A 20674-nucleotide genomic window follows, 5' to 3' on the forward strand; every position below is an offset into this window, starting at 1 on the left:
TAAGCCCTTCTCCTACTTATAATTCAAATACATTTTTTTGAATCAAATACCCACTAGAAGGTTCACTGTAGAAGAGAATTCTGAAAACAATAAGTCTCTGGCTGTTAACCACCTCCACTCTAAAAGTAGCACGCATATAGTCCCCCTTTGAAGGGGGACATCCAGGCATCGTATCTAAAAAGTGAGTATTTGGAAAGCGACCGCTAGTAGTGTGTTAGCCGTTGTTGGTGTTATCACCAACAACCAAATCTGCGGTGGGCGGCGCAAGGACACCCACAAAGGATTGCCCCTACAGTCGTGAATACGGGTGATCAGCATGTGTTGTCATCCCCCTACCCCCTTCGAAGGGGACGGAATATGTGTTCTTTTTTTAGAGTACTATGCCTACAGAACAATGCCATTAGATTGGAGGAAGGTAACCAGGAAGGTCAAGTTGCCTTTACAGGAGCATTTCTCTGGGTTTTCTTTTTCAGGGCTACTTTTTGGAAAACAGGTAAAAAGCGGGTGTAGCCTAGAGTTTAGGCTGGGTTTAGCAACCCTGTATCTGGTTAGTTTGTATCTTACGCGCCAGAACCCTTAATCTTTCCTCTGTGAAATCTGTCCTTTCGTTGTTCAAGAGTGCCCCTAAAGTAAAAAACGCCGCCTACTTCAGTCCGGGCGAGGATTGTCTGATGGCCATTCTGGAGTTTATCGGGGCGGCTACGGCATCGCTTAAGATTTGCGTGTTCACCATCTCAGATGACCGTATCACCAACGCAATTCTGGCAGCATACCGGAAAGGGGTAGACATTCAACTGCTCACGGATAATGAGAAGCTTTTTGACAAGGGCTCAGACATCAGGCAGTTAGCGCAGGCGGGGATCGCTGTTAAGATAGACAACACCCCTAATCACATGCACCACAAGTTTGCCATCATGGACCACACGCAGGTGCTCACCGGCTCCTATAACTGGACCAGAAGCGCTGCCCTGTACAACCATGAGAATGTTCTGGTCACTTCAGACGCCCACGTGGTGGCAGGTTATTCAGGTGAATTCAACCAGCTGTGGAAAGAAATGGAGCGCTTCCGGTAAACGGATAGGGCCAGGTTACTGATCGGTGGGTTTAGGACTGCCTGGTTGGATTTGGTTGAGCTTCATGCGTACCAAAAACTCGCCAAACTGGGCATTGTCATAGGTAGAGCAGTTGTCAATGATGAAGCCTTTGAGACCATTCTTTGTCTGTACCGCGTACAGGACCGCCACGCTATGGGCGCCTCTGAATTGCTGAAACCGATGGTAGGCATCTACCTGTACTTCTTCCGGGGCGAAAACCTCCTGGGTCTCCGCGCAAAGCCATCCCTGTGGGCTGTATTGAAAGTTGTGAGAATATCCTTGCTGGTTTAAATAGGCCAGCCCCTCCTTCATGTCTTTGAATTCTTCCAGCCTCATGCTGTTTCTACCTCCTCGTGCTTTTCTTGAAGCCCTTACAAGACCTCAAACTTTTCTGTGTAGCCCAACCCTTCTGCCGGATAGATTAAACAGCCTGACCTTTCTAAGAAGCCTGTACCAAATGGTAGGCTTCCTCAAAATCCGGCACTACGCTGAAAAATGGTTCCACCCGCAGGAGTTGCAAAATTTGCCGCTGCTGTCGGCTAAGATTCAGCAGGGTAATATTTACCTCATAGACCTTTAACAAAAGCAATTGGTTCACAAAGTGACAGAATCCCAGCGATTTAATGCATTTCAGGCTGGCGCAGTCTACCCAGATATTGACCTGTCCGCCCTGGCGCGTACCCTGCAGCCGGCGTAGCAGACGCTGGTCAGACGCATCAAGGTCTTGCTGCAGCACAATAATTACTTTTTCGCCTATCTTTTCTGTGATGATCCTCTGCATGGCTTTCCGTCTCATTTGATTACTCTTCGGTTGATGTAAAAGGCATTTGGGTAAGGTTTTCATCCTGCGGCCTGGCAAGGGAATGGCTTCCGGCTGGGGCACCACCCTCTTTTCGGCGCAGCCATTTCTTCCCATTATCTGGTGACTTGAGCCAGGTTTTCCTGTATTTGGGATGAAAGGTCATAGGTTTTCTATTGCAGGGTAGAGATTGGAGAGGCCTAAACAGAACAGGTAAAATTTATATTTAAAACTCCCCTTGGATACTATGCATACGCGCTACGCCCCCTGGAAAGTGCCGGAACAAACACGGCAAATAGCCAGAGAAAACACGGAATTTTATAAAATACCACCCTACCGGCCGCAGACTTTGACTTTATTAAGGACGGTTTATACCTCTCAACTCTATTTTGCTCCAAAATCTGGAAAACAGAGCCAAAAACGGCTCATCAGTAAATTCCCTACTCCATTTCAGTATTTAACGGACCAACTGCGCCCCTTGCAGGCCGTACACTCAAACACCGGTACAGAACCCGGCACGTGCCATACAACTAAAAGACACTACCGTTATGAAGAAAAACTTCGTCATTGCTATTCATGGAGGAGCCGAGAACCAAAGCCGCGAAGAATTGGGCGAGGCCAAAGAGGCCGCCTATCAACAGGGCCTGGAAAACGCCCTGATGGCCGGCTGGCATATTCTGGAGCAGGGAGGCAGCGCCATTGATGCCGTAGAAGCCGCCGTGAAAAGCATGGAAAATAACCAACTTTTTAATGCCGGCCGTGGCGGAAGCCTGGCCAAAGACGAAAGCATTGAGTTTGATGCCGCCATCATGGACGGCAAAAACATGAAGGCGGGCGCCGTGTCTGGGGTCAAGCACGTGAAACACCCTATCACCCTGGCCAAAACCATTATGCAGCGTTCCCCGCACGTTCTGCTCACCAGTATTGGGGCCGAGAACTTTGCCATGGAACAGGAACTGGAAATGAAAGGCGATGACTACTTCAAAACCGAGGAAAAGATAAAGTCTCTGAGGAAGGCGAAGAAGAAAGAGAAGGATGAGCTCCTGAAAGACACCGTAGGCGCTGTGGCCCTAGACATGGACGGCAACCTGGCCGCGGCCACTTCTACCGGAGGCCTGGAAAACCAGTACCCCGGCCGGGTGGGTGACTCTCCCATCATTGGTTCCGGCACCTACGCCAACAACGAGGTGGTAGCCGTTTCCTGCACCGGCGATGGCGAGGGCATCATGCGCGCCAACGTGGCCCATGAACTGTACGCCCTTATGAAATATAAAAAGCTGCCTTTGAAGGAAGCCGCACAGGAAGCCATGACTGTGTACAAAGACCGCATTGAGGGGGACCGCAACTTCATCGCACTGGACCCGCAGGGCAACGTGGAGTTCAGCTTTGAGACCGCCCTCATGTTCAGGGCCTGCAAAAAGAACCATGACCCAACCTACCTGGCCATCTGGAAAGATGACACCGGGGAGTGGGAACAAGAATAAGCTTTTAAAATAAGGCTGTTTTCACATCTCGGCGGCCAAAACTCAAACGGAGATACCTACCCCTCCCGGGAGAGGATTTTGGTTTTCGGGAGTTGCTCTTGCTATTGACTGCGTAGGAGCCTGTTGGTGTTGATCAAGGTGAATTTGAAGGTAAGGTTCAGGTGCCCCATTACACAACTGAAACAGGTGAGCCAGAGCTTGAACCTACTTAAACCTGGTAACAAAGAATAAAATCAACCTTAAAAAGAGGCGAGCCATACAACCTTTGCCCTGGCTGCCATGGTAACTCAAACCGGCAGAAAATACGAACTCCCATTTAGGGCTTGTTTTCAGAGAAACAGGCCCTAAACGGGAGTTTGGTTTTGTTTTTAGGATGGTGACAGGAGCGTTACACTCTGTTTCTGGATTGGGGGTTTGACGAAGAATAAATATACAAGGGCATTGTAGGGTTAAGCGCTTCGTTAACGCCCGTTTTGGTGATGTAATATACCGGCTCGGCAAGACCCTGGGTGCTAATGAGGTATCCGTGGCTTTCCAGGGCTTTACAGCAGGCCTTTACTTGCTCCAGGGGCAAATCAGTGGCCTGGCTCATTGTTACGGGGGAAACCGGCAAGTGCACCGGCGACGGATCTCCTTTGACTAAACTAAATACGGTTTTCAGAATCTTCTCTTCCACTCTCATACCTTCTCCTTTCTGATTATTCTACCTGTTAACGAGTATTTCACAAGCAGGTTGTAATAATACGTACTTTTATTGGAGTAAATACGGTATTCTTCAGAAACCAGGTATAAACTAGCAATCCAGCTTAGCTAACAAGAAGCGGCAGGTGTTTAGGGGCTGAATAGAGACTTGCGGTAAAAAGGAAAAGGGGCTTGAAGCCCCTTGAGGTAATTGACAGTTGTTAGAAATTTGAAAGGCGCACCATCCTGGATTTTGCACCTGCCCTACAAAAAGCTACACAGCACAGAGCCATTCCTCGGCGGCGGTCCTTCCATTGAAAGTGGTGACCAGGATGCCTTTTATACCGAAATCTATGGTCTTTTCTACAGACAACCTGGCGTAGATGTCAGGCGAGTAAACGTGGGCCAGAAAGCGGCATCCGGCCTTTTCCATGCGGGGTACCCAGTCAAGGGCTACCCACTCCGCTGAGTCTGACCACATGCCTGTCACGTGGGTGTTGTCATTGAGCAGTTTAGCGCAACGGTACACGGTCATGAACCGGAGAATCTTCTCGCAGCCATCCCGCACGGTTTCCTGGGTCTGCTCCCCTTTCCAGTCAGCGGAGAGGGTGTCGTTGATCAGGTCATACCGGATGGTGATATATGATTCTTGGGCCAGTTGTTTTCCGTGCATAGCTGCGTTGGTATGGTGAATGCTTTTAGGTGGTACCGCGCTCAATGTTATCCATGACCACAGAGGCCAGGTTCTCCAGTACCTTCCGCTCTGCTTCAGAAAACTCCCGGGGCTCTGTGTCCACAATGCAGAGTGCCCCTATGTTGTACCCATCGCTGGTAGTGAGCGGGGCAGCCGCGTAGAACCGCAGCCCCATGCCACCCGTCACCATAGGGTTGGCCAACAGGCAGGGCTCCTGCAGCGCGTTCTCAAACACAGTGGCTTCTTGCCTGAGCACCGCCAATGAGCAGAGGCTGGTACCCCGGGGTACTGGCTCAGTTACGTCCAGGCCTTCATTGCCTTTGGTGTGCACGTACTCATCTTCCACCAGGTTCACCAACGCAATGGGCACGTTGAACATGCGCGCGGCCATGCTCGCGATGTGTTTGAAAGGCCCCTCTTCGCGGTGGGTGTCCAGGATATTAAAGCTGCGCAACTTGGCCAACCGCTCGTCTTCATTGTCGGGGATGATAGGTATCCCGAAGGTATTCTCCATTCTAAATTCAAAAGGGGATGAAAAGCTTTTTGTGTTGCCCTGTTCATGAGGTATACCTTTGCTTTTTTTCTAATGTTACCAATTTTCAGGACAAAAGAAGGTATGGTTCAGGGTTCCCCGGGCATGAAAACAACATCAAAGCTAGGGGGAATCATTCCATCAAAGGCGCAGACCGGGGTATACTCAAGGCTACTGCCCGGGCGGCGCTTTACTTTCATGAAACTAGCCCGCTCAGGCAAGGCCAAGCCGTGCCATAATAAACATCAGGGGAGTACAGCAGAAAGAGTAATTCTGCTTTAAGCCTGTTTTCCGGAAAACAAGCCGAAATCCGAAAGGAGGTATCAACTGGCTTCCTTTTCATCAGAATCCTCCTCAGACTCAAAGCGGTTTTTGGCATTGGCGTTGGCCATGAGCAGGTGCCGGATGCGGGCAATATGTTCTTTAAGCTCCTGGGCGCGCTCTTGCTGGGTCTCGGCCCAATGGCTGTGACCTTTGCGGCGGTCCTGCTCGGCCATGGCGTTGAGCAGGGTGCGGCGTTCCTCCAGCATGCGCAGGGCAATCCAGAGGGTTTCTTCAATAGACTCCACGTTGGCGTTGAGAAAGGCTTCTGGGGTAAAGGCGTGGCCAGCGTGGCACCGGAAATGCTTCACGTGGCCCTGGTTCACCTCCCAGAGTGCTCCCCCGCACGTGGGGCAGGAGTACGGAGAGCGGGGGCCCATGAGTTCTGTATCCTCAATCTCCCCGGTATCTACCATCAGGCGCTCGGCAATGGAGGCTTCATAGGTGATATCCTCCGGCACCTCGGCCGAGGAGGAGGCGGGCACAAACACCAGCTCCTGCAGCAGTTCGCCCATGGCCGAGACCGGCACCACGTAGTCTACCTCTATCTCGTTCAAGACGCTTTGGGGCATGTCTGGGTACTCGGCGTCTTCGGGCTTCTGCACCATGGTAATACCACCGCTGCGCTTGATCATTTCCATGCCCACGGTACCGTCTTGCAGCATGCCCGTGAGCACAATGCCAATAACCCGGGGGCCGTAGGCGGCGGCGGCAGACCGGAACAAAGGGTCAATGGCAGGCCGGAACAGGTTTTCCCGCGGGCCTTTGGTGACGAGGATCCTACCCTTCTGCAGCAGCATGTGGTTGTCCTGGGGCACAAAGTACACTTTGCCGGTTTCAATGACCTGCTCATTCTGGGCCACAAAACACTCCAACCCTGAGGTCTTGTTAAGGCGGTTCACCAGCACCTCGGCATTGGAGTTTCTGGACAGGTGCTGCACAATGAAAACAGAAGCCGGCAGGCCTGAGGGCAATTGCTCCAGCAAGGCGCAAAGCGCGTTCATGCCCCCGGCGGAAGTACCAATCACAATGATGTCATGGCGCGGAAGAGTCATAGGTTGGGGTTGTCTTGTTCAATAGTAAGTACGCACGCAGCCTGAAAAAAGCCAGATTTCTGATTCTTATGTGTAAACCGCGCTTTGCCCGCGGCAAGTACCTACCCAGCACCTACGCATTAATGCGGTTTCTTTAGGGCATGGAAGGCCACCAGGCTTGTTTGTGCGGTATAAATAGTACCTTGGAGGGTTATATTGAAGGCCAGCAACACCTTGGCTGGCGGGCGCCTGGGAAATTCTACATGAACTGGTTCTGGAAATAAATCGCCCACCTGCAGAAAAGCAGGTCTCCCTTTTTACGTACACAAATTTATGGACAACACAGAAACTGAGAACCCTACCGCTCCCACTCCCCCCAAGCCAGAGCCCTCCAGCCCCAAGGCACGGAAGGGCGTGGTGAAGCCTGCCAACCCTGCCCCGGAGTTCCAGGTGGTGGGCCTGGGAGGCTCAGCGGGGTCTTTAGAAGGGTTTGAGATTTTCTTCCAGCATTTGCCCCGCGGCACCAACATGGCCTTTGTGGTGATCCCCCACCTGGATCCCACCCAGAAAGGCATGATGACCGATATTATCAAGCGCTATACCTCTCTGCCGGTGCTGCAGATAGAAGACGGCATGCCGGTAGAGCCCGAGCACGTGTACGTGGTACCGCCCAACAAAGAGACCTCCCTGGAAAGAGGGACTTTCAGGTTGCATGACCCAGAGCTACCCAACGGCCAGCGCATGCCCATAGACTTCTTTTTCCAGAGCCTGGCCCAGAACCGCCGGGAGCACGCCATCGGGGCCATCCTTTCGGGAATGGGGTCAGACGGTACGCTGGGCGTGAAGATGATCATGGAGAACTTTGGGATGGTCATGGTGCAGGACCCCAACACCGCCCGCTTTGACGCCATGCCCCGCAACGCCATCAAGACCGAGTTTGTAGACTACGTACTGCCGGTGGAGGAAATGCCCAGGAAACTGGTGTCATACGCCAATATGCCCTCCATCAAAACCAAGAACATGGTAGAGGCCCACAAGTCTACCATCATGCTGCAGAAGATCTTCACGCTCATCCGCAACAAAACGGGCCATGACTTCTCGCTCTACAAACGCAACACCATTTTCCGGCGCATTGAACGCCGCATGAACAGCCACCAGATGGTGCTGTTCTCTGAGTACGTGCAGTTTCTGCAGGAAAACCCGCACGAGGTAGAGCAGCTTTTCAAAGAACTGCTCATTGGCGTGACCAAGTTTTTCAGGGATTCTGAGGCCTTTGCCATTCTGCAGGAAAGATACCTGCCAGACCTGCTCCGGAAAAAGCAGGAAGGAGACTATGTACGCGTGTGGGTGGCGGCCTGCTCTACCGGCGAAGAAGCCTACTCCATAGCCATTATGCTGCAGGAAACCATGGAGAAACTGAACCTGAACCTCAAGGTGCAGATCTTTGCCACTGACATTGACCCTGAGGCTATTGCCCGCGCCCGGGCAGCCACCTACCTGGAGAGCATCTCGGCAGATGTATCGCCGGAGCGTTTAAGGCGCTATTTTATCAAATCAGACAATAACTACATTGTTAAGAAAGAGCTGCGTGAAACAGTGGTGTTTGCCGTGCATGACATTAACCGTGATGCGCCCTTCACCAAACTGGACCTGCTCACCTGCCGCAACATCCTCATCTATCTTTCCTCAGAGCTGCAGAAAAAGCTGATCTCAATTTTCCATTACTCGCTTAACCCCGGCGGGTTGCTGTTTTTGGGTTCCTCAGAGACCCTCTCCGGCTTCCCGGATATGTTTACCGCCCTGGATACTAAATGGAAAATCTCCCGCCGTGACGAAGCGTCCATTCCCCTGGCGCGCCTGGTGGAGTTTCCCTTTACCTATAAAACTATAGAAACCGTGAAATCGCAAACAGAACCGCAAGCAGCCGTGAAGAGAGAAACGGGTCTGGGCCAGGTGGTTCAGCGCCTCATGCTGAACCATTTTGCCCCTCCTACCCTCATTGTAAACTCGGCTGGTGACATCTTCTACATTCACGGGCGCACGGGCAAATACCTGGAGCCTGCCCAGGGCCAGGCCACGCTTAACATCTTTGACATGGCCCGCGAAGGCCTCACCTTTGAGCTGAACAACCTGGTAAACCGGGCCTCCATGCTCAAGGAAACGGCCCGGGCAGAGAACATCCAGATAAAAACCGACCACGGCGTGCAGCACATAAAACTCACGGTCACGCCCCTGGAGGAACCAGACCAGTTGCGGGGCCTGATCATGGTGGTGCTGGAAGACATGCCCAAGCCCAAATCACGCAGAAGCCGCAAAGAAAGCTCTGAAGAGGCATCGGGCAAAGATGCCCGCATTGCAGAACTAGAGAAGGAGCTGGTGTACACCAAACAGCGCCTGCAGACCACCCTGGAGGAGATGAATTCCTCGCTGGAGGAGCTCAAGTCCACCAATGAGGAGCTGCAGAGCGCCAACGAGGAGCTGCAGAGCACCAATGAGGAGTTCATGACGAACAAAGAGGAGATGCAGTCTTTGAACGAGGAGCTCATGACCATCAACCTCCAGTACCAGACCAAGACCGAGGAGCTCACCAATTCCAACAATGACATGAAGAACCTGTTGGATAGCACCGAGATTGCCACTATCTTCCTGGACAACGAACTCCGCATCAGGAACTTCACCCCGCAGGTCACCCATATTTTCAAGCTGATCAGGTCAGATGTGGGCCGCCCCATCACGCACATTGCCTCCAACCTCAAGTACCAGCACATTGATGACGATGTGCGCGAGGTGCTTGACCGGCTCCAGAGCAAAGAGGTGCACCTGCAGACCCTTGACCACCAGCATTGGTACTCCATGCGGGTGCTCCCTTACCGCACGGCAGACAATTTCATTGACGGCGCGGTGGTCACGTTCACCAACATCACCAGTTACAAACAACTGGAAGCCAGCGTGGCGGCCACCACCCTGTACGCCGCCAACATCATAGACCTTATCCAGCAGCCGCTGGTGGTACTGGATGGGCAACTGCGGGTAGAGAGCGCCAGCAACGCCTTCGCCCAGGCTTTCCAGCTTATTCCGGAGCAGCTCAAAGGCCAGTGGCTCTACCACCTGGGCAACGGCCAGTGGGACATTCCCGAGCTGCGCGAGCGCATGAACAAGTTGCTCAACCAGGGCACTGAATTACAGAATGTGGTGCTGGAGCATGAGTTCCCGGCCGTGGGGTACCGTAGAATGATCCTTAACACCCGGCGGGTAGAGCAGACAGAAGACAAACCGTTTAAGATTCTGTTGGCCATTGAGGTTTTTGAGAAATAGCTTATTGCCCAGTTGGTGTTCCATACCAGACCCAGAACGCATCTTTTATGAATAACAAGCGGAAAGATTCCCTCAATGGCGAGCCCCATGACTTTTCCCTGCTAAGGCGTGAGGCTGAGAAACTTCAGCGGCCCGTAACGGCCGCTGACGTGGAGAACATGCCCCCGCATGAAATACAACGCCTCATCCAGGAACTTCAGATTCACCAGGTAGAACTGGAGATGCAGAACCACCAGCTTCAGATAACCACCCAGGAACTGGAGGCAGCCACCGCCAAGTACCAGGACCTCTACCAGCGGTCGCCGTTTGGGTATGTGACCCTGGACAAAAGCGGGGTCATAGAAGAAGCAAATGCCAAGAGCATACAACTGCTGGCGGCCACCCGCGACCTTCTGGTAGCCCGGCGTTTCAGTCAGTTTGTGCACCCAGACAGCCTGGACGCCTTCTATGGCTTTTTCAAAAAAGTGCTTTTCTCAGACACCATCCAAACAGTAGAGCTGCAGGTGGTCTCCAACAACGGAACCGTTTTCTACGCCCAACTGGAGGGCATGCTTTTGCGCCGCGAGAATGCCCCAGACCAGTGCCGAATTGCCTTTCTAGACGTTACTGAGCGAAAAACGGCCCACCTGGAGCTTGCCCAGAAAGAAGAGATAATCTCTGCGGTGCTCAACTCCTCTCTTGACGCCATCCAGGTGTTCAAAGCCATTCGCAACAGCGAGGGCAATATCCTTGACTTTGAGTGGCTTCTGCTTAACCGTACCGCCGAGCTTTTCCTGAACTCCACCCTGGCGCAACTGCGCCGCCGCCGCCTTACTGAGGTGCTGCCCTCCCTGCTCACAGACGGCCACTATATCACTTTTCTTGAGGTGGTGGAAAACGGGCGGACAGCCACGTTTACGGCCCATTTTAAAGAAAACGGGCCAGAACGGTGGCTCAACTGCGTAGCCGTGAAGCTAAATGATGGTTTTGTGCTCACTTTTGAGGATGTCACCCAACAGCGCATTGCCAATGAAAAGCTGCAGGAAAGCCAGCTACTGGTGAAAAAGACCGCTGAGGCCATGCCCGATTTCCTGTACGTGGAAGACCTCACCCTGGGCCGTAACATCTACAACAACCGTGATTTTCTGGCGTACCTGGGCTATACCAAAGAAGACATCAACGCCCACCCGCGCGATTTACTGGACACCCTCTACCACCCAGATGATGCGCACCTCATCCATACCCGGGCCACCCGGTTTGAGGAAGTGCCCAAAGGCGAATGCCTCACCTATGAGGTCCGGGTCCAGGCCAAAGACGGCGACTGGCGCCACATCATGTTCCGGGAAACGGTCTTCAAACGCGGCACCTCGGGCAAACCCTTGCAACTAGTGGGCGTGGCCGTGGACATCACGGAGCGCCACCAGAAAGAACAGGAGTTGCGGCAACTGAATGAAACCGTAACGGCTATTCTGCAAAACCTGCCCGTCACTCTCTGGCGCATTGACAAAGATGGCCACGTGCTGGAATCAAAAGGGTCTGGGCTCAGAGGCCTGGGCTTTGCTGAGAACGGCCTGGTAGGCAATACCTTTGAGGCGGTTCACCCAGAACTGCACCTGCAGATACAACAGGCCCTGCAGGGGCAAAAGATTTCCACGGTGGTGGAGTTTGAAGTGGCCGGAGAAAAGGTGTACAAACAGGTGTTCCTCTTCCAGGACACCCACACAGAAGAAGCCATTGGTTTTTGCCTGGACGTAACAGACCAGAAACACGCCGAAGAGGAAGCCCGCTACCGCACCATGCTCCTGGACCAGTTGCTCCAGAACCTGCCCCTGGTGCTGGCCGTGCTGAACCTGGAGGGAAACTATATAGAAATAAAAGGCACCGGCCTGCGTAGGGTGGGCATAGAAGACAATGCCCTGCTGGGTAAAAGCATTTACAGGGTATTCCCCCAGTTGCGTGGCAACATTGAGGATATTCTTACGGGCGAAGTCAAAAGCTTTACCGCCGCCTTTGAGCACCAGGGCAAAAACGTGTATTTCCAGAATTACGGCTTTCTGGACAAACACCACCAGAAAGCTATTGCCTTTGGCATTGACATCACCAACCTGCAGGAAGTACAGAACCAGCTTACCCTTGAAAAAGAGTTTTCTGAGAACCTGCTGGAAACGCACCTGCACGGCATTATTGCCCTTGACCGGGATCTCATGATCTCTACCTGGAACCACGCCATGGAGCAGATGTCTTCCCTAACCCGCAAACAAGTATTGGGCAAACCGGTGAGTTCCATTTTTCCGGCGCGGGCCAAATCCAGGCTCCAGAAGAAACTGGACAAAGTGCTGCAAGGCGAACAAGCCACTCTTACCCATTTGCCTTTTCTACCCGAGGAACGGTCTTTTGAGATTACCCTTACCCCGCTCTACAACGCTAACCGCGAGGTAACCGGCATCTTGGGCATTGTGCGCGACACCACCACCCAGAAACGCCGGCAGAAAGAAGAAACCCAGTTCCGCCTAGATCAGCAGAAAGTGGTAATGGACGCCATTCTCACCACCCAGAACGAAGAGCGCAAGCGCATTGCCGAGGCCCTGCACAACAGCCTGGCCCAGCTGCTGTACGCCGCCAAACTGAACCTGGAGGAAATAGAGTCTGAAAGGCAGGAGGCTGGCCAGCAAGAGACTTCGTTTAAGAAAGTGGCCGGCTTCCTGGAAGAGGCCATCAAGGAAACCCGTACCCTGGCCCATGAACTCATCCCGCGGGTACTGGTAGACTTCGGGCTGAAGTCTGCCCTCAAAGACTTGGCCACGCGCCTCTCCACCAATTCTTTCTGCGTACAGTGCGTGATCACTGGCTTTGACCACCCCACCGACTATGGCCTGGAAACCCACCTGTTTCGGTTTGTGCAGGAACTCCTCAACAACATCATGAAACACGCCGAGGCCTCTGAGGCCCTGGTGCAGGTGGTGGACAAAGGCAAGGCGGTGCGCGTGCGCGTGCAGGACAACGGCAAAGGCATGCCCCAGAACAACCCAGAAAAAGCGGTATCTAAAGGCATAGGCCTCACCACTATCCGTAACCGCGTGAAACTCCTGCAAGGCACCATGGTCATTGACTCCTCGCCCGGCGAGGGCACCTGTATTACCATTGATATTCCGCATTAAAGGCATACGGATTTTAGGGCAGTTTTTTATAAAACAACCTTAAAACCCCGCCGCTTGCACACCTCACCTTCTGCAGAACTTTACCCTAAAAAGGCAGCGCTCCCGCAAGAACGCTGCCTTTTTAGGGTAAAGTCTTGACTGTTTTATTCTGTTGATTCTCTTGAAACCAATAGCAAAAACAGAACAGCATTATCTTAAGGCATTGGTTTTGGAGCGATGCTTTATATGCTTTATTCCTGATCAAAAAAATGCAAGAATTAAAACATACCCCTGAAAAAGGGGCACCTAAAGAAGGTATTATTTTCTTCTAATTGCCTCTGAGGGCAGGCAACGTCTGGGTTAGTAATAGCAAAGCCGTTCTTGCCTATCAGGCACCTTTACGGCATACCCCATTAGACCCAACTTTAAGGTAAATGACGGAGGGCTGCTCATAGAAAGCAAAGGCAGCCACAAGCTTAAAAGAATAGAAAGCAGTTACCTGAATGGCCCAGAAACTGACTAGTTCTGGCATGGTACAGGCGAGGCTTAAGCACCCTTTGATCTTGAGATGGTGCAAAAGGGGTAGGTTTGCTCCCAAGGTATTTGGCAAAGCACGCCATGGGCAAAGCGCTATATAAAACCAGGAAGCGCGGGATTGTCAAAAATAAGGAATGATGCCAGGCTTGGTTTGGAGAGGCAGGTTGAAAGCGCTCTACCTGCAAAAAAACCAGCCCGTAATGGCTGGCACAGAAGATATTACCAGGTTGGCTGCATGAATTATTTTTCCTGCAGCAGGGCCTCTTTTTTGGAAGGCACAATGGTCATGATCAGATGCAGGCCCAGGAGCTCAAATACGTTCTTCACATGCGCACTCATCCCGTACAGCACCAGGTTTATGTTTCGGGCTTCTAGGGTACCCAAATGAGAAATAAGTACGCCCAGCCCTGCAGATGAAATGTACTTTAGTTCTTCGCAGTCAATCCATAGCTGTTCAATGGGCTTGCAAAGCGCCAGCTCAATTTCCTTATCCACCTCCAGGCAAGTAGAAGCATCCAGCTCACCGTTCAAGCGCAGGATATAGATGTTAGCCTCTTCTTCAATTGCTATGGTCATCCTCTTTTTTTATATAAAGTAAAGAATTTTTTTCTTATAATCCATATTAATTAAAAGTAAATTTTAAGCCGATTTTTTGGCATGAACATACTTAATTGCAGTATCCAAAGAATCAACCACTTTCACCAAAGAATCAAAGCCAGAAGAATTTATTAACCCATGGATATTATCCTTCAGATTAAATAAAATAAGCTCTTTTTTTTGCTGTTGCACCTGCTGCACATAAGGTAACAGGTTACGCAATCCGGTGGGGGTTACATCTGTCACGCCAGAGAAATCCAGGAACATAAACTTCCTATTCTGTTGCAAGACAATCTTTAGTTGGCTCTTTACTTTCTCCTCAGAAAGACCATCTAAAGCCCCTTTCAACGAGACCAGTAAACCTGCGCTTGTAAATTGGGTAGAGATTTCCATGGTCTTCTGTAAACGCTCAACTATATGTTAGATAGACACAACAGCATGACAGTTCACAAATATACCCCGATAAAATCCCCTTTGAAACGTCATTAATACCGCAATTTAGGTATACGTATTAATACGTAGTTCTCTACTTTAATAGCATAAATTCTTTGAGAGGAGAGACAAAATATAAGCATCTCCGTATTAATACTAAATATCAACTCTTTTATTAAAGGATCCCCACTTAAATTAGCTTAAAAAAGAAATTCTTGATTTATTTAACGTCTCAGTCAAATAACACTTAAAAGGTGATGATAAAAGTAATTCTAGTAGATGATCATACGCTGATCAGAGATGGGTTGAAGTCTTTACTTAAATCTGAAAGAACTATACAAATAATTGGTGAGGCAGAGAACGGACAGCAACTTTTGGACCTTCTGGAAACCACCACCCCAGACGTGATTATGTTAGACTTGAACATGCCTGTGATGGATGGCTTTGAAACCTTACAGCACCTGCAGCAGAAGCACCCTAACGTAAAGGTGCTCATCCTGACCATGCTGGACCAGGAAAGTTACGTGCACAAAGTGCGCTCCTCAGGCGCTATGGGTTACGTACTCAAAACGGCCGGACGAGATGAGTTAGTGCACGCCATTAAAACCGTGGCCAATGACAACTCCTTTATTTCTTCTGAGGTTGCTCTTAACCTTTTGAATAAAGCAAACAACCCAGAAGGGGCATCCGCTACCACCAAATCAAAGAACAACCCAGAGCTCTCCAAACGCGAGATGGAAGTTCTTAAACTTATTGCCGAAGGTTATACTAACGCCGAGATCGCTGATAAACTCTTCGCCAGTAAGCGCACCATTGAGTCTCACCGCCAGCACCTGATTGAGAAGACCAAAGCCCGCAACACCGCCACTTTGATCAAGTACGCAATTCAGGAAGGTCTTATAGACTAAAGCCACTAAACCAAAAGTTAAACGGGCACTTCCGTTTCAGGGCTCCTTTCAAGGAAACTGCCCTGAAACAGAAGTGCCCGCTTTTATTTACCTCAACGGCACCTATTTTTCTTAGAAACCAGGGCACCCTGTGCAAACTCTGCCATTTCCTAAAAGCAGGGACAAGGCTGTCTGCCTTCTGACGCTGGAATGGCTTCTACCAACTTTAATAAGGCCAATCCGGCAAAACTCCCTTTAAGATCATTTTGGTAAAAACAGCCAGCAAACAGGTTTCTCTGTTAGCAAAGCACCTTGCCTTAGAAGCCGGCGAAAACAGAAAAGGCCTTGCCGTTTTGCAGCAAAGCCTGACCTTTTATAAATTGAATAGATCTCGGGTTGGGGGAGTATTTACTTTTTCAACGCGGGTAGCCGAAGAACATTTTTCCCAGTTCCCTGAGTCTGAATGTACTTCTGGCGCAGATCCTGCAACCTGGCTAAGGAATCATTGATGCTGCCGGTGTCTACGGGCAACAACATGCTGTTTTTCAAAATCTTTTCAATGGGCTTGCCCACCACAGCTTTTTTAACAGAGGAGTTCATAAGATCTCGCCAACAGGTAAAAGTAAATTCATGTACAAACAGCGAATTTATGCTATGGGGTTTGTTCATACAATAGTACTTATATGAAACAACTAAGGATTTTGTTGCATTAATTTTGCATTTGCGGCATTTATTTTAAATTTTTATCTTTACTCAACTTAACACCTACCAAAATGCATCCAATACTGGGGTTCCTGTTTTTCTTTCTGGGTCTGCTTGCCTCCTTTGTTTCCTGGCTTCTGTCTTTCCTGTTTAGCTAAGCCTTAGATCATAGGGCCACCTCTGCCCTGTTTACCCACAGCGATCCCTTTCCAGGTTTCCAGTATTTCTTCTTGTCTGCTGCTTGCCGGCGGGTTAAAAAAAGCCGTACTTTTGCACCCCCTTTTGCCGCTCTTCACGTTTGTAAGGCGAAAGTATCTTTTTTAACCTGCAAGTCTATGCCCTCCACCTCACCGGCGGTTTCTTCTATCCGTATCATGGCCCTTATGCTGGTGTTGGCGCTGGTGCTGCTCAGCGTTAAGTTTGGGGCCTTTTTTCTCACCAACTCCAACGCCATCTTAACCGATGCCCTTGAGTCTATCATCAACTTTGTGGCGGGCGGCGTAGCGTTGTACAGTGTGTACCTGGCAGCCAAACCCAAAGACAAAGACCATCCCTACGGACACGGCAAAATTGAATTCATTTCCTCTGGCCTGGAAGGTTCGCTTATCACGCTGGCGGGCGTGGCTATCATTGTCAAGTCTGTCTATAACCTGCTCTACCCGCAACCCATCCATGCCATGGATGTGGGTATCTTTCTTACCCTGGCTACTGGGTTGGTCAATTACCTGGCCGGCCGCTACCTCATTAAGCGGGGCACAAAGCACCATTCCCTCACCATCATCGCCAACGGCAAGCACCTGCTCTCAGACGCATACTCCAGCCTGGGTCTGGTCATAGGCCTGGGCTGCATTTACTTCACCAACATCCTTTGGCTGGACTCGGTGGTGGCCATCATCTTCGGGTCCTTCATCACCTACACCGGCTACGGCATTGTGCGCAATTCTATCTCGGGAGTAATGGATGAGGCCGACCATGAGCTCATGGACCGCATCATCACCGTCCTGAACCAAAGCCGCCGCGAGAATTGGATTGACCTCCACAACATGCGGGTCATCAAGTACGGTAGCCAGCTGCACATAGACTGCCACCTCACCCTACCCTGGTACTTCAACCTGCAGGAAGCCCACAAAGAAGTAGAGCTGCTCCAGGACATGATCTCCGAGGAGATGGGTGATGTAGTAGAACTCTTCGTGCACCTGGATCCCTGCCTTCCCCCCGCCAGCTGTTGCCTCTGCACCAAATCTGACTGCCACGTCCGGGAGCATGCCTTCGTTGGCCGCGTAGAATGGACCCTGGCCAACGTAAGCGAAAACGAAAAGCACGCCTTACATTAAATAACCACTTACTTCATTTACGCTGTTTGCTGGTTTTAACCTTTAAGCCGGGAGGTGCCTAAAGGTAGGAGCTGTTTAAAGCCTGTTTTCAGAAGAACAGCCTTTAAAACAGCTCCTTTTTTCTTGCCTATGCACTCAGTCTAACAGACGGGCTAGATTTAAAACGAGACATGCCTTGATAGTTTGCCATCTGATTTATAGAAAGCAGCTCCAAAACGCATGACTTCTTTCCAAGGGGAAAGCCCTACGATTCTTCAGAAAGCAGTTGTACGGCAGTCTTAGTTGTTGGTGATAACACCAATAACAGTTGGCGAGGTTGATCGGTAGGCGAAGTTGAGAACGCATTATTACATAGCAAGGCTCAAATTATAAGGTCACATTTCCAGGAGGGACAAGAATGTAGGGGCACCTCTTGTGGGTGCCCTTTGCAGTAGCTACAGGTTATTTCCAGGAGCTGTTGTTTATTGCGCCAGAACCGTTGGAGACAAGGCATGCCCTGTCTCTACATTTTTCAACCAATGATAACAAGACGAGAACAGCTGCATTTCCCTCCGTCCGAAAGGACGATGCAGGCATTGCAGCGGTTCTAGAACCAAGACAGCCACATGCAGAGAGGCGGAGGTTGGGCGCATGCGTAACCCAACCTCCGACGAGCGCAGGCAATGGCTTCCCTAATGGCAATGCCCTGCGTTTACGATGCAACAGAGGACGGTGGCTAGGTGTCACAAGAATGAAGAAAAGACTGTCTGAGCGTCAGCGAGTTTCTTTTCTTCTTGATTCTTTTGGTTACTTTTCTCATCAAGGAGAAAAGTGACAAACCTCCAAACGGAGGAACAAGCGCGGGAAACAGAGCAACAAGGAAGTGAGAGGTAGCTGCGGTTAGTGGTGAGAACACCAATCATGGCGATATACTACCAACTGGAACCTCTTCCAATTCGCCAATCAGGAGATTGGCTGTCCGGGAATTGCGGAGAGCGCTGCGCTAACTCTCCGCACAACGCAAGCGAAATCCGAGTTTGAGGCTAGCGCCTCACTGCAGTTGCAAACTGCAGACCATGGCAGGTCCAAGTCACAGACTTGAACCAGGAAAAGAGGAAAAGGAGCAGCAGAAGGAGTTATTACCTACCCCTTTCATTGGGGGTACAAGGCAGATGGGAGTCCAGCCTTCTTACTGCAAGGACAATCTACTTGGACCAGGAAAGAGAATTGAAGGAGGTACAGTTTGGTCTAACAGAAAGAAGAACCACACAGCTGAAAACACCCACGGCCGCAAGCTAGAAGCAAACCTATAGAATAGGAAAAAGTATACTTCTACAACCCCGCTATTGGACTGCCAACAAAACACCTTCCCAAAAACGCCCAGATAAAACCACATCTGTAATCATAGCGTTTTTCAGAGAACAGATTAAAACTATAAAGAAAAGGGTATCCCCAGAATATACTATTCTTTGGAACCAGCAGCAGCTGGTTCCAGCCATAAATCACTCACGATGGCATAGTGATCAGAGAGATTCTGACGGATGGTTTTATAGCCCGAGCCTACCATGCGCGGGTCGTGCAGGAGGTAGTCAATGCGCAGGATGGAGAAGAGTCCGTTGTAGGTGTTGCCCAAACCCCAGCCGCTTTCCCCGAAGGAATCCTTCAGGCCTTTGCTAATTTTATTATACGTGAACGAGGCCGGCGGGTCATTGAAATCACCGCAGACGATGACCGGGTAAGGGGAGCTTTCAATGTGATCCGCGACAACTTTGACCTGCCGTGCGCGCTTCACGGCGCCTACCTGCAGCCGCCGGATGATGTTGCGGGAGGCGATGATTTTCTCATCATTGGAGGGTTTGGCATTGGGGTTGCCCAGGAACTCATAGTCTTCGCGTTTGAACCGGTTAGACTGGAAATGGACGTTGTACACCCGCACGGTATCCTGGCCAACCTTCAGGTCTGTGAAGATGCACAGGTTATTGGTTTGCTCATTGAAAAAGATGCTGCCCTTGTTCACAACCGGGTACGTGCTGAAAGTGGCAATTCCCCAGTGGTCGCTGTTGCGCATGGTCTCAGTATAGGCCACATGGTGGTTTCTGGCCTTCTGTAAACGCAGCAGGGTGTCAAGGTTGTTTCTTCCGGCCTTAGAGGAGGTATAGAACTCCTGGAAGCAGATGATGTCTGGGGTCTCGTCCTGCACCATCTTGAAGATCTTGTCTCGGGTGAGGGGGTTGCCGGTCCACTCATAGAGATCGAACAGCCGGGCGTTGAAACTTAGCACCCGCAGCTTCTGAGCTTGGGCCGGAACCTCGGTCTGGAACAGGTTCAACTGGATCTGGTTCCGGAGGTTATCAAACCCGATAAGCAAGGCAAAGAGGGAGATGAACAAGGCCCGGCTTTTGACCAGGAGCCAATACAGGATGAAGAGCAGGTTCACCAGCAGCAAGCCCGGGTATGCCAAGGCCACAAGGCTAGCTACCCAGAAAATTCCGGGGCTAATATAGGAGGCCACATGAGAGAGAATTAACAACGCCGCTGCCCCTATGTTTAAAAACACAATGAGTTTAAACAGGAAACTTCGTCTGATTCTCCTTCCAGCCACAGTGCTTGCTTGTGTAAGGGTATTCCCCATGGCTAAAGATACAAAGACCCTCTCTTTTTAGAAAAAGTTATATTCATAAAGAAGCAGAGGAGAGCACCCTTGGTGCACTTACCCGGCAACTCACTTCTTAATGGTAACGTAATAGCATCAAATATCTTTTCCAGCTGCTTATTTATTTCAGGCTTGTTTCTTTTGGGGGTATTAAACCTAAAATATAAATAAACCAACTTAAGCAACTGGATCAAAATCAAATATCCTCAATTACATTCTTCTTATAATTAACCTGGAACACCTGTTTAGGGCCTTTGATTCCTTTACTTGCCGCTGCCTGAGGCTTTACCCCTCAAACCATTCCTAAATACTTCCTGTGGCTTGAAGCAGACCTTTCTTCCTGTAGCCTCCCAAACTGGATAATAGCCTTTGCTTTACCCTATTTCGGCTGAGACACCACCCTGACAGGCTGTCACAACATCTACGTTTCTCTATTAAACCCAGCCTTTTACCTAGCGCTTACCAAACCAAAACTTCAAGCCC

The 20674-nt window shown here is 50.5% G+C and carries 16 protein-coding genes; 6 read left to right on the forward strand and 10 right to left on the reverse strand.

The features are described 5' to 3' along the window. The first annotated feature begins 590 nt into the window (after positions 1-590). Positions 591-1073, forward strand: a complete 483-nt coding sequence (locus tag J3P34_RS01135; protein ID WP_210486065.1) for a phospholipase D-like domain-containing protein — start codon at positions 591-593, stop codon at positions 1071-1073. Between the two features lie 15 nt (positions 1074-1088). Here the strand turns inward: J3P34_RS01135 and J3P34_RS01140 are convergent, their stop codons facing one another. From J3P34_RS01140 to J3P34_RS01150, 3 genes are all read right to left on the reverse strand, one after another. Continuing rightward, a complete protein-coding gene (locus J3P34_RS01140; protein ID WP_210486066.1) occupies positions 1089-1430 on the reverse strand; it encodes a hypothetical protein in 342 nt (113 codons plus the stop codon). A gap of 103 nt (positions 1431-1533) precedes the next feature. Continuing rightward, a complete protein-coding gene (locus J3P34_RS01145; RefSeq protein ID WP_210486067.1) occupies positions 1534-1875 on the reverse strand; it encodes an STAS domain-containing protein in 342 nt (113 codons plus the stop codon). Positions 1876-1894: 19 nt separating this feature from the next. Continuing rightward, positions 1895-2059, reverse strand: a complete 165-nt coding sequence (locus J3P34_RS01150; protein ID WP_210486068.1) for a hypothetical protein — start codon at positions 2057-2059, stop codon at positions 1895-1897. 382 nt (positions 2060-2441) lie between these two features. On the opposite strand from J3P34_RS01150, the gene J3P34_RS01155 reads away from it, so the two are divergent. Then, on the forward strand, positions 2442-3377 hold the full coding sequence (locus J3P34_RS01155) for an isoaspartyl peptidase/L-asparaginase family protein (RefSeq protein WP_210486069.1): 936 nt from the start codon (positions 2442-2444) through the stop codon (positions 3375-3377). A gap of 955 nt (positions 3378-4332) precedes the next feature. Here the strand turns inward: J3P34_RS01155 and J3P34_RS01160 are convergent. From J3P34_RS01160 to J3P34_RS01170, 3 genes are all read right to left on the reverse strand, one after another. Continuing rightward, positions 4333-4731, reverse strand: coding sequence for a hypothetical protein (locus tag J3P34_RS01160; protein WP_210486070.1), 399 nt, complete (start codon positions 4729-4731; stop codon positions 4333-4335). Positions 4732-4756: 25 nt separating this feature from the next. Next, entirely contained in the window at positions 4757-5266 is a 510-nt protein-coding gene (locus J3P34_RS01165) for a GAF domain-containing protein (RefSeq protein ID WP_210465882.1), read from the reverse strand. Positions 5267-5607: 341 nt separating this feature from the next. Then, complete coding sequence (locus J3P34_RS01170) at positions 5608-6660, reverse strand: chemotaxis protein CheB (protein ID WP_210486071.1); 1053 nt, start codon at positions 6658-6660, stop codon at positions 5608-5610. 312 nt (positions 6661-6972) lie between these two features. Here J3P34_RS01170 and J3P34_RS01175 point away from each other — a divergent pair, with 312 nt between their 5' ends. Together J3P34_RS01175 and J3P34_RS01180 are read left to right on the forward strand one after the other, a co-directional pair. Then, the gene (locus J3P34_RS01175; RefSeq protein WP_210486072.1) at positions 6973-9954 is read left to right on the forward strand and encodes a CheR family methyltransferase; all 2982 of its coding nucleotides are present in this window, start codon (positions 6973-6975) and stop codon (positions 9952-9954) included. A 47-nt stretch (positions 9955-10001) separates the two neighbouring features. Further along, complete coding sequence (locus tag J3P34_RS01180) at positions 10002-13091, forward strand: PAS domain-containing sensor histidine kinase (protein WP_210486073.1); 3090 nt, start codon at positions 10002-10004, stop codon at positions 13089-13091. A gap of 756 nt (positions 13092-13847) precedes the next feature. On the opposite strand, the gene J3P34_RS01185 is transcribed toward J3P34_RS01180, so the two are convergent. Together J3P34_RS01185 and J3P34_RS01190 are read right to left on the reverse strand one after the other, a co-directional pair. After that, complete coding sequence (locus J3P34_RS01185) at positions 13848-14183, reverse strand: STAS domain-containing protein (RefSeq protein ID WP_210465886.1); 336 nt, start codon at positions 14181-14183, stop codon at positions 13848-13850. Between the two features lie 63 nt (positions 14184-14246). Further along, positions 14247-14597, reverse strand: coding sequence for an STAS domain-containing protein (locus J3P34_RS01190; protein ID WP_210465887.1), 351 nt, complete (start codon positions 14595-14597; stop codon positions 14247-14249). 296 nt (positions 14598-14893) lie between these two features. Between J3P34_RS01190 and J3P34_RS01195 the strand changes: the two genes are divergently transcribed. After that, positions 14894-15544 (forward strand): response regulator, encoded by a 651-nt coding sequence (locus J3P34_RS01195; RefSeq protein ID WP_210465888.1) that lies wholly within the window; start codon positions 14894-14896, stop codon positions 15542-15544. Between the two features lie 387 nt (positions 15545-15931). Here J3P34_RS01195 and J3P34_RS01200 read toward each other — a convergent pair whose 3' ends face one another. Continuing rightward, on the reverse strand, positions 15932-16192 hold the full coding sequence (locus J3P34_RS01200; RefSeq protein WP_210486074.1) for a hypothetical protein: 261 nt from the start codon (positions 16190-16192) through the stop codon (positions 15932-15934). Positions 16193-16560: 368 nt separating this feature from the next. Between J3P34_RS01200 and J3P34_RS01205 the strand changes: the two genes are divergently transcribed. Further along, positions 16561-17559 (forward strand): cation diffusion facilitator family transporter, encoded by a 999-nt coding sequence (locus J3P34_RS01205; RefSeq protein ID WP_210465890.1) that lies wholly within the window; start codon positions 16561-16563, stop codon positions 17557-17559. 1441 nt (positions 17560-19000) lie between these two features. On the opposite strand, the gene J3P34_RS01210 is transcribed toward J3P34_RS01205, so the two are convergent. Further along, positions 19001-20005, reverse strand: coding sequence for an endonuclease/exonuclease/phosphatase family protein (locus J3P34_RS01210; protein ID WP_210486075.1), 1005 nt, complete (start codon positions 20003-20005; stop codon positions 19001-19003). Positions 20006-20674: the final 669 nt, after the last annotated feature.

It is taken from the genome of Rufibacter aurantiacus, assembly GCF_017916345.1.
Classification (GTDB): Bacteria; Bacteroidota; Bacteroidia; order Cytophagales; family Hymenobacteraceae; genus Nibribacter; species Nibribacter roseolus.

Coding starts and splice junctions, on each gene's coding strand:
- J3P34_RS01145 (WP_210486067.1), bottom strand. CDS start 1,875: ATGCAGAGGATCATCACAGAAAAGATAGGCGAAAAAGTAATTATTGTG.
- J3P34_RS01190 (WP_210465887.1), bottom strand. CDS start 14,597: ATGGAAATCTCTACCCAATTTACAAGCGCAGGTTTACTGGTCTCGTTG.
- J3P34_RS01160 (WP_210486070.1), bottom strand. CDS start 4,731: ATGCACGGAAAACAACTGGCCCAAGAATCATATATCACCATCCGGTAT.
- J3P34_RS01195 (WP_210465888.1), top strand. CDS start 14,894: ATGATAAAAGTAATTCTAGTAGATGATCATACGCTGATCAGAGATGGG.
- J3P34_RS01205 (WP_210465890.1), top strand. CDS start 16,561: ATGCCCTCCACCTCACCGGCGGTTTCTTCTATCCGTATCATGGCCCTT.
- J3P34_RS01185 (WP_210465886.1), bottom strand. CDS start 14,183: ATGACCATAGCAATTGAAGAAGAGGCTAACATCTATATCCTGCGCTTG.
- J3P34_RS01180 (WP_210486073.1), top strand. CDS start 10,002: ATGAATAACAAGCGGAAAGATTCCCTCAATGGCGAGCCCCATGACTTT.
- J3P34_RS01175 (WP_210486072.1), top strand. CDS start 6,973: ATGGACAACACAGAAACTGAGAACCCTACCGCTCCCACTCCCCCCAAG.
- J3P34_RS01200 (WP_210486074.1), bottom strand. CDS start 16,192: ATGAACAAACCCCATAGCATAAATTCGCTGTTTGTACATGAATTTACT.
- J3P34_RS01155 (WP_210486069.1), top strand. CDS start 2,442: ATGAAGAAAAACTTCGTCATTGCTATTCATGGAGGAGCCGAGAACCAA.
- J3P34_RS01150 (WP_210486068.1), bottom strand. CDS start 2,059: ATGACCTTTCATCCCAAATACAGGAAAACCTGGCTCAAGTCACCAGAT.
- J3P34_RS01165 (WP_210465882.1), bottom strand. CDS start 5,266: ATGGAGAATACCTTCGGGATACCTATCATCCCCGACAATGAAGACGAG.
- J3P34_RS01170 (WP_210486071.1), bottom strand. CDS start 6,660: ATGACTCTTCCGCGCCATGACATCATTGTGATTGGTACTTCCGCCGGG.
- J3P34_RS01140 (WP_210486066.1), bottom strand. CDS start 1,430: ATGAGGCTGGAAGAATTCAAAGACATGAAGGAGGGGCTGGCCTATTTA.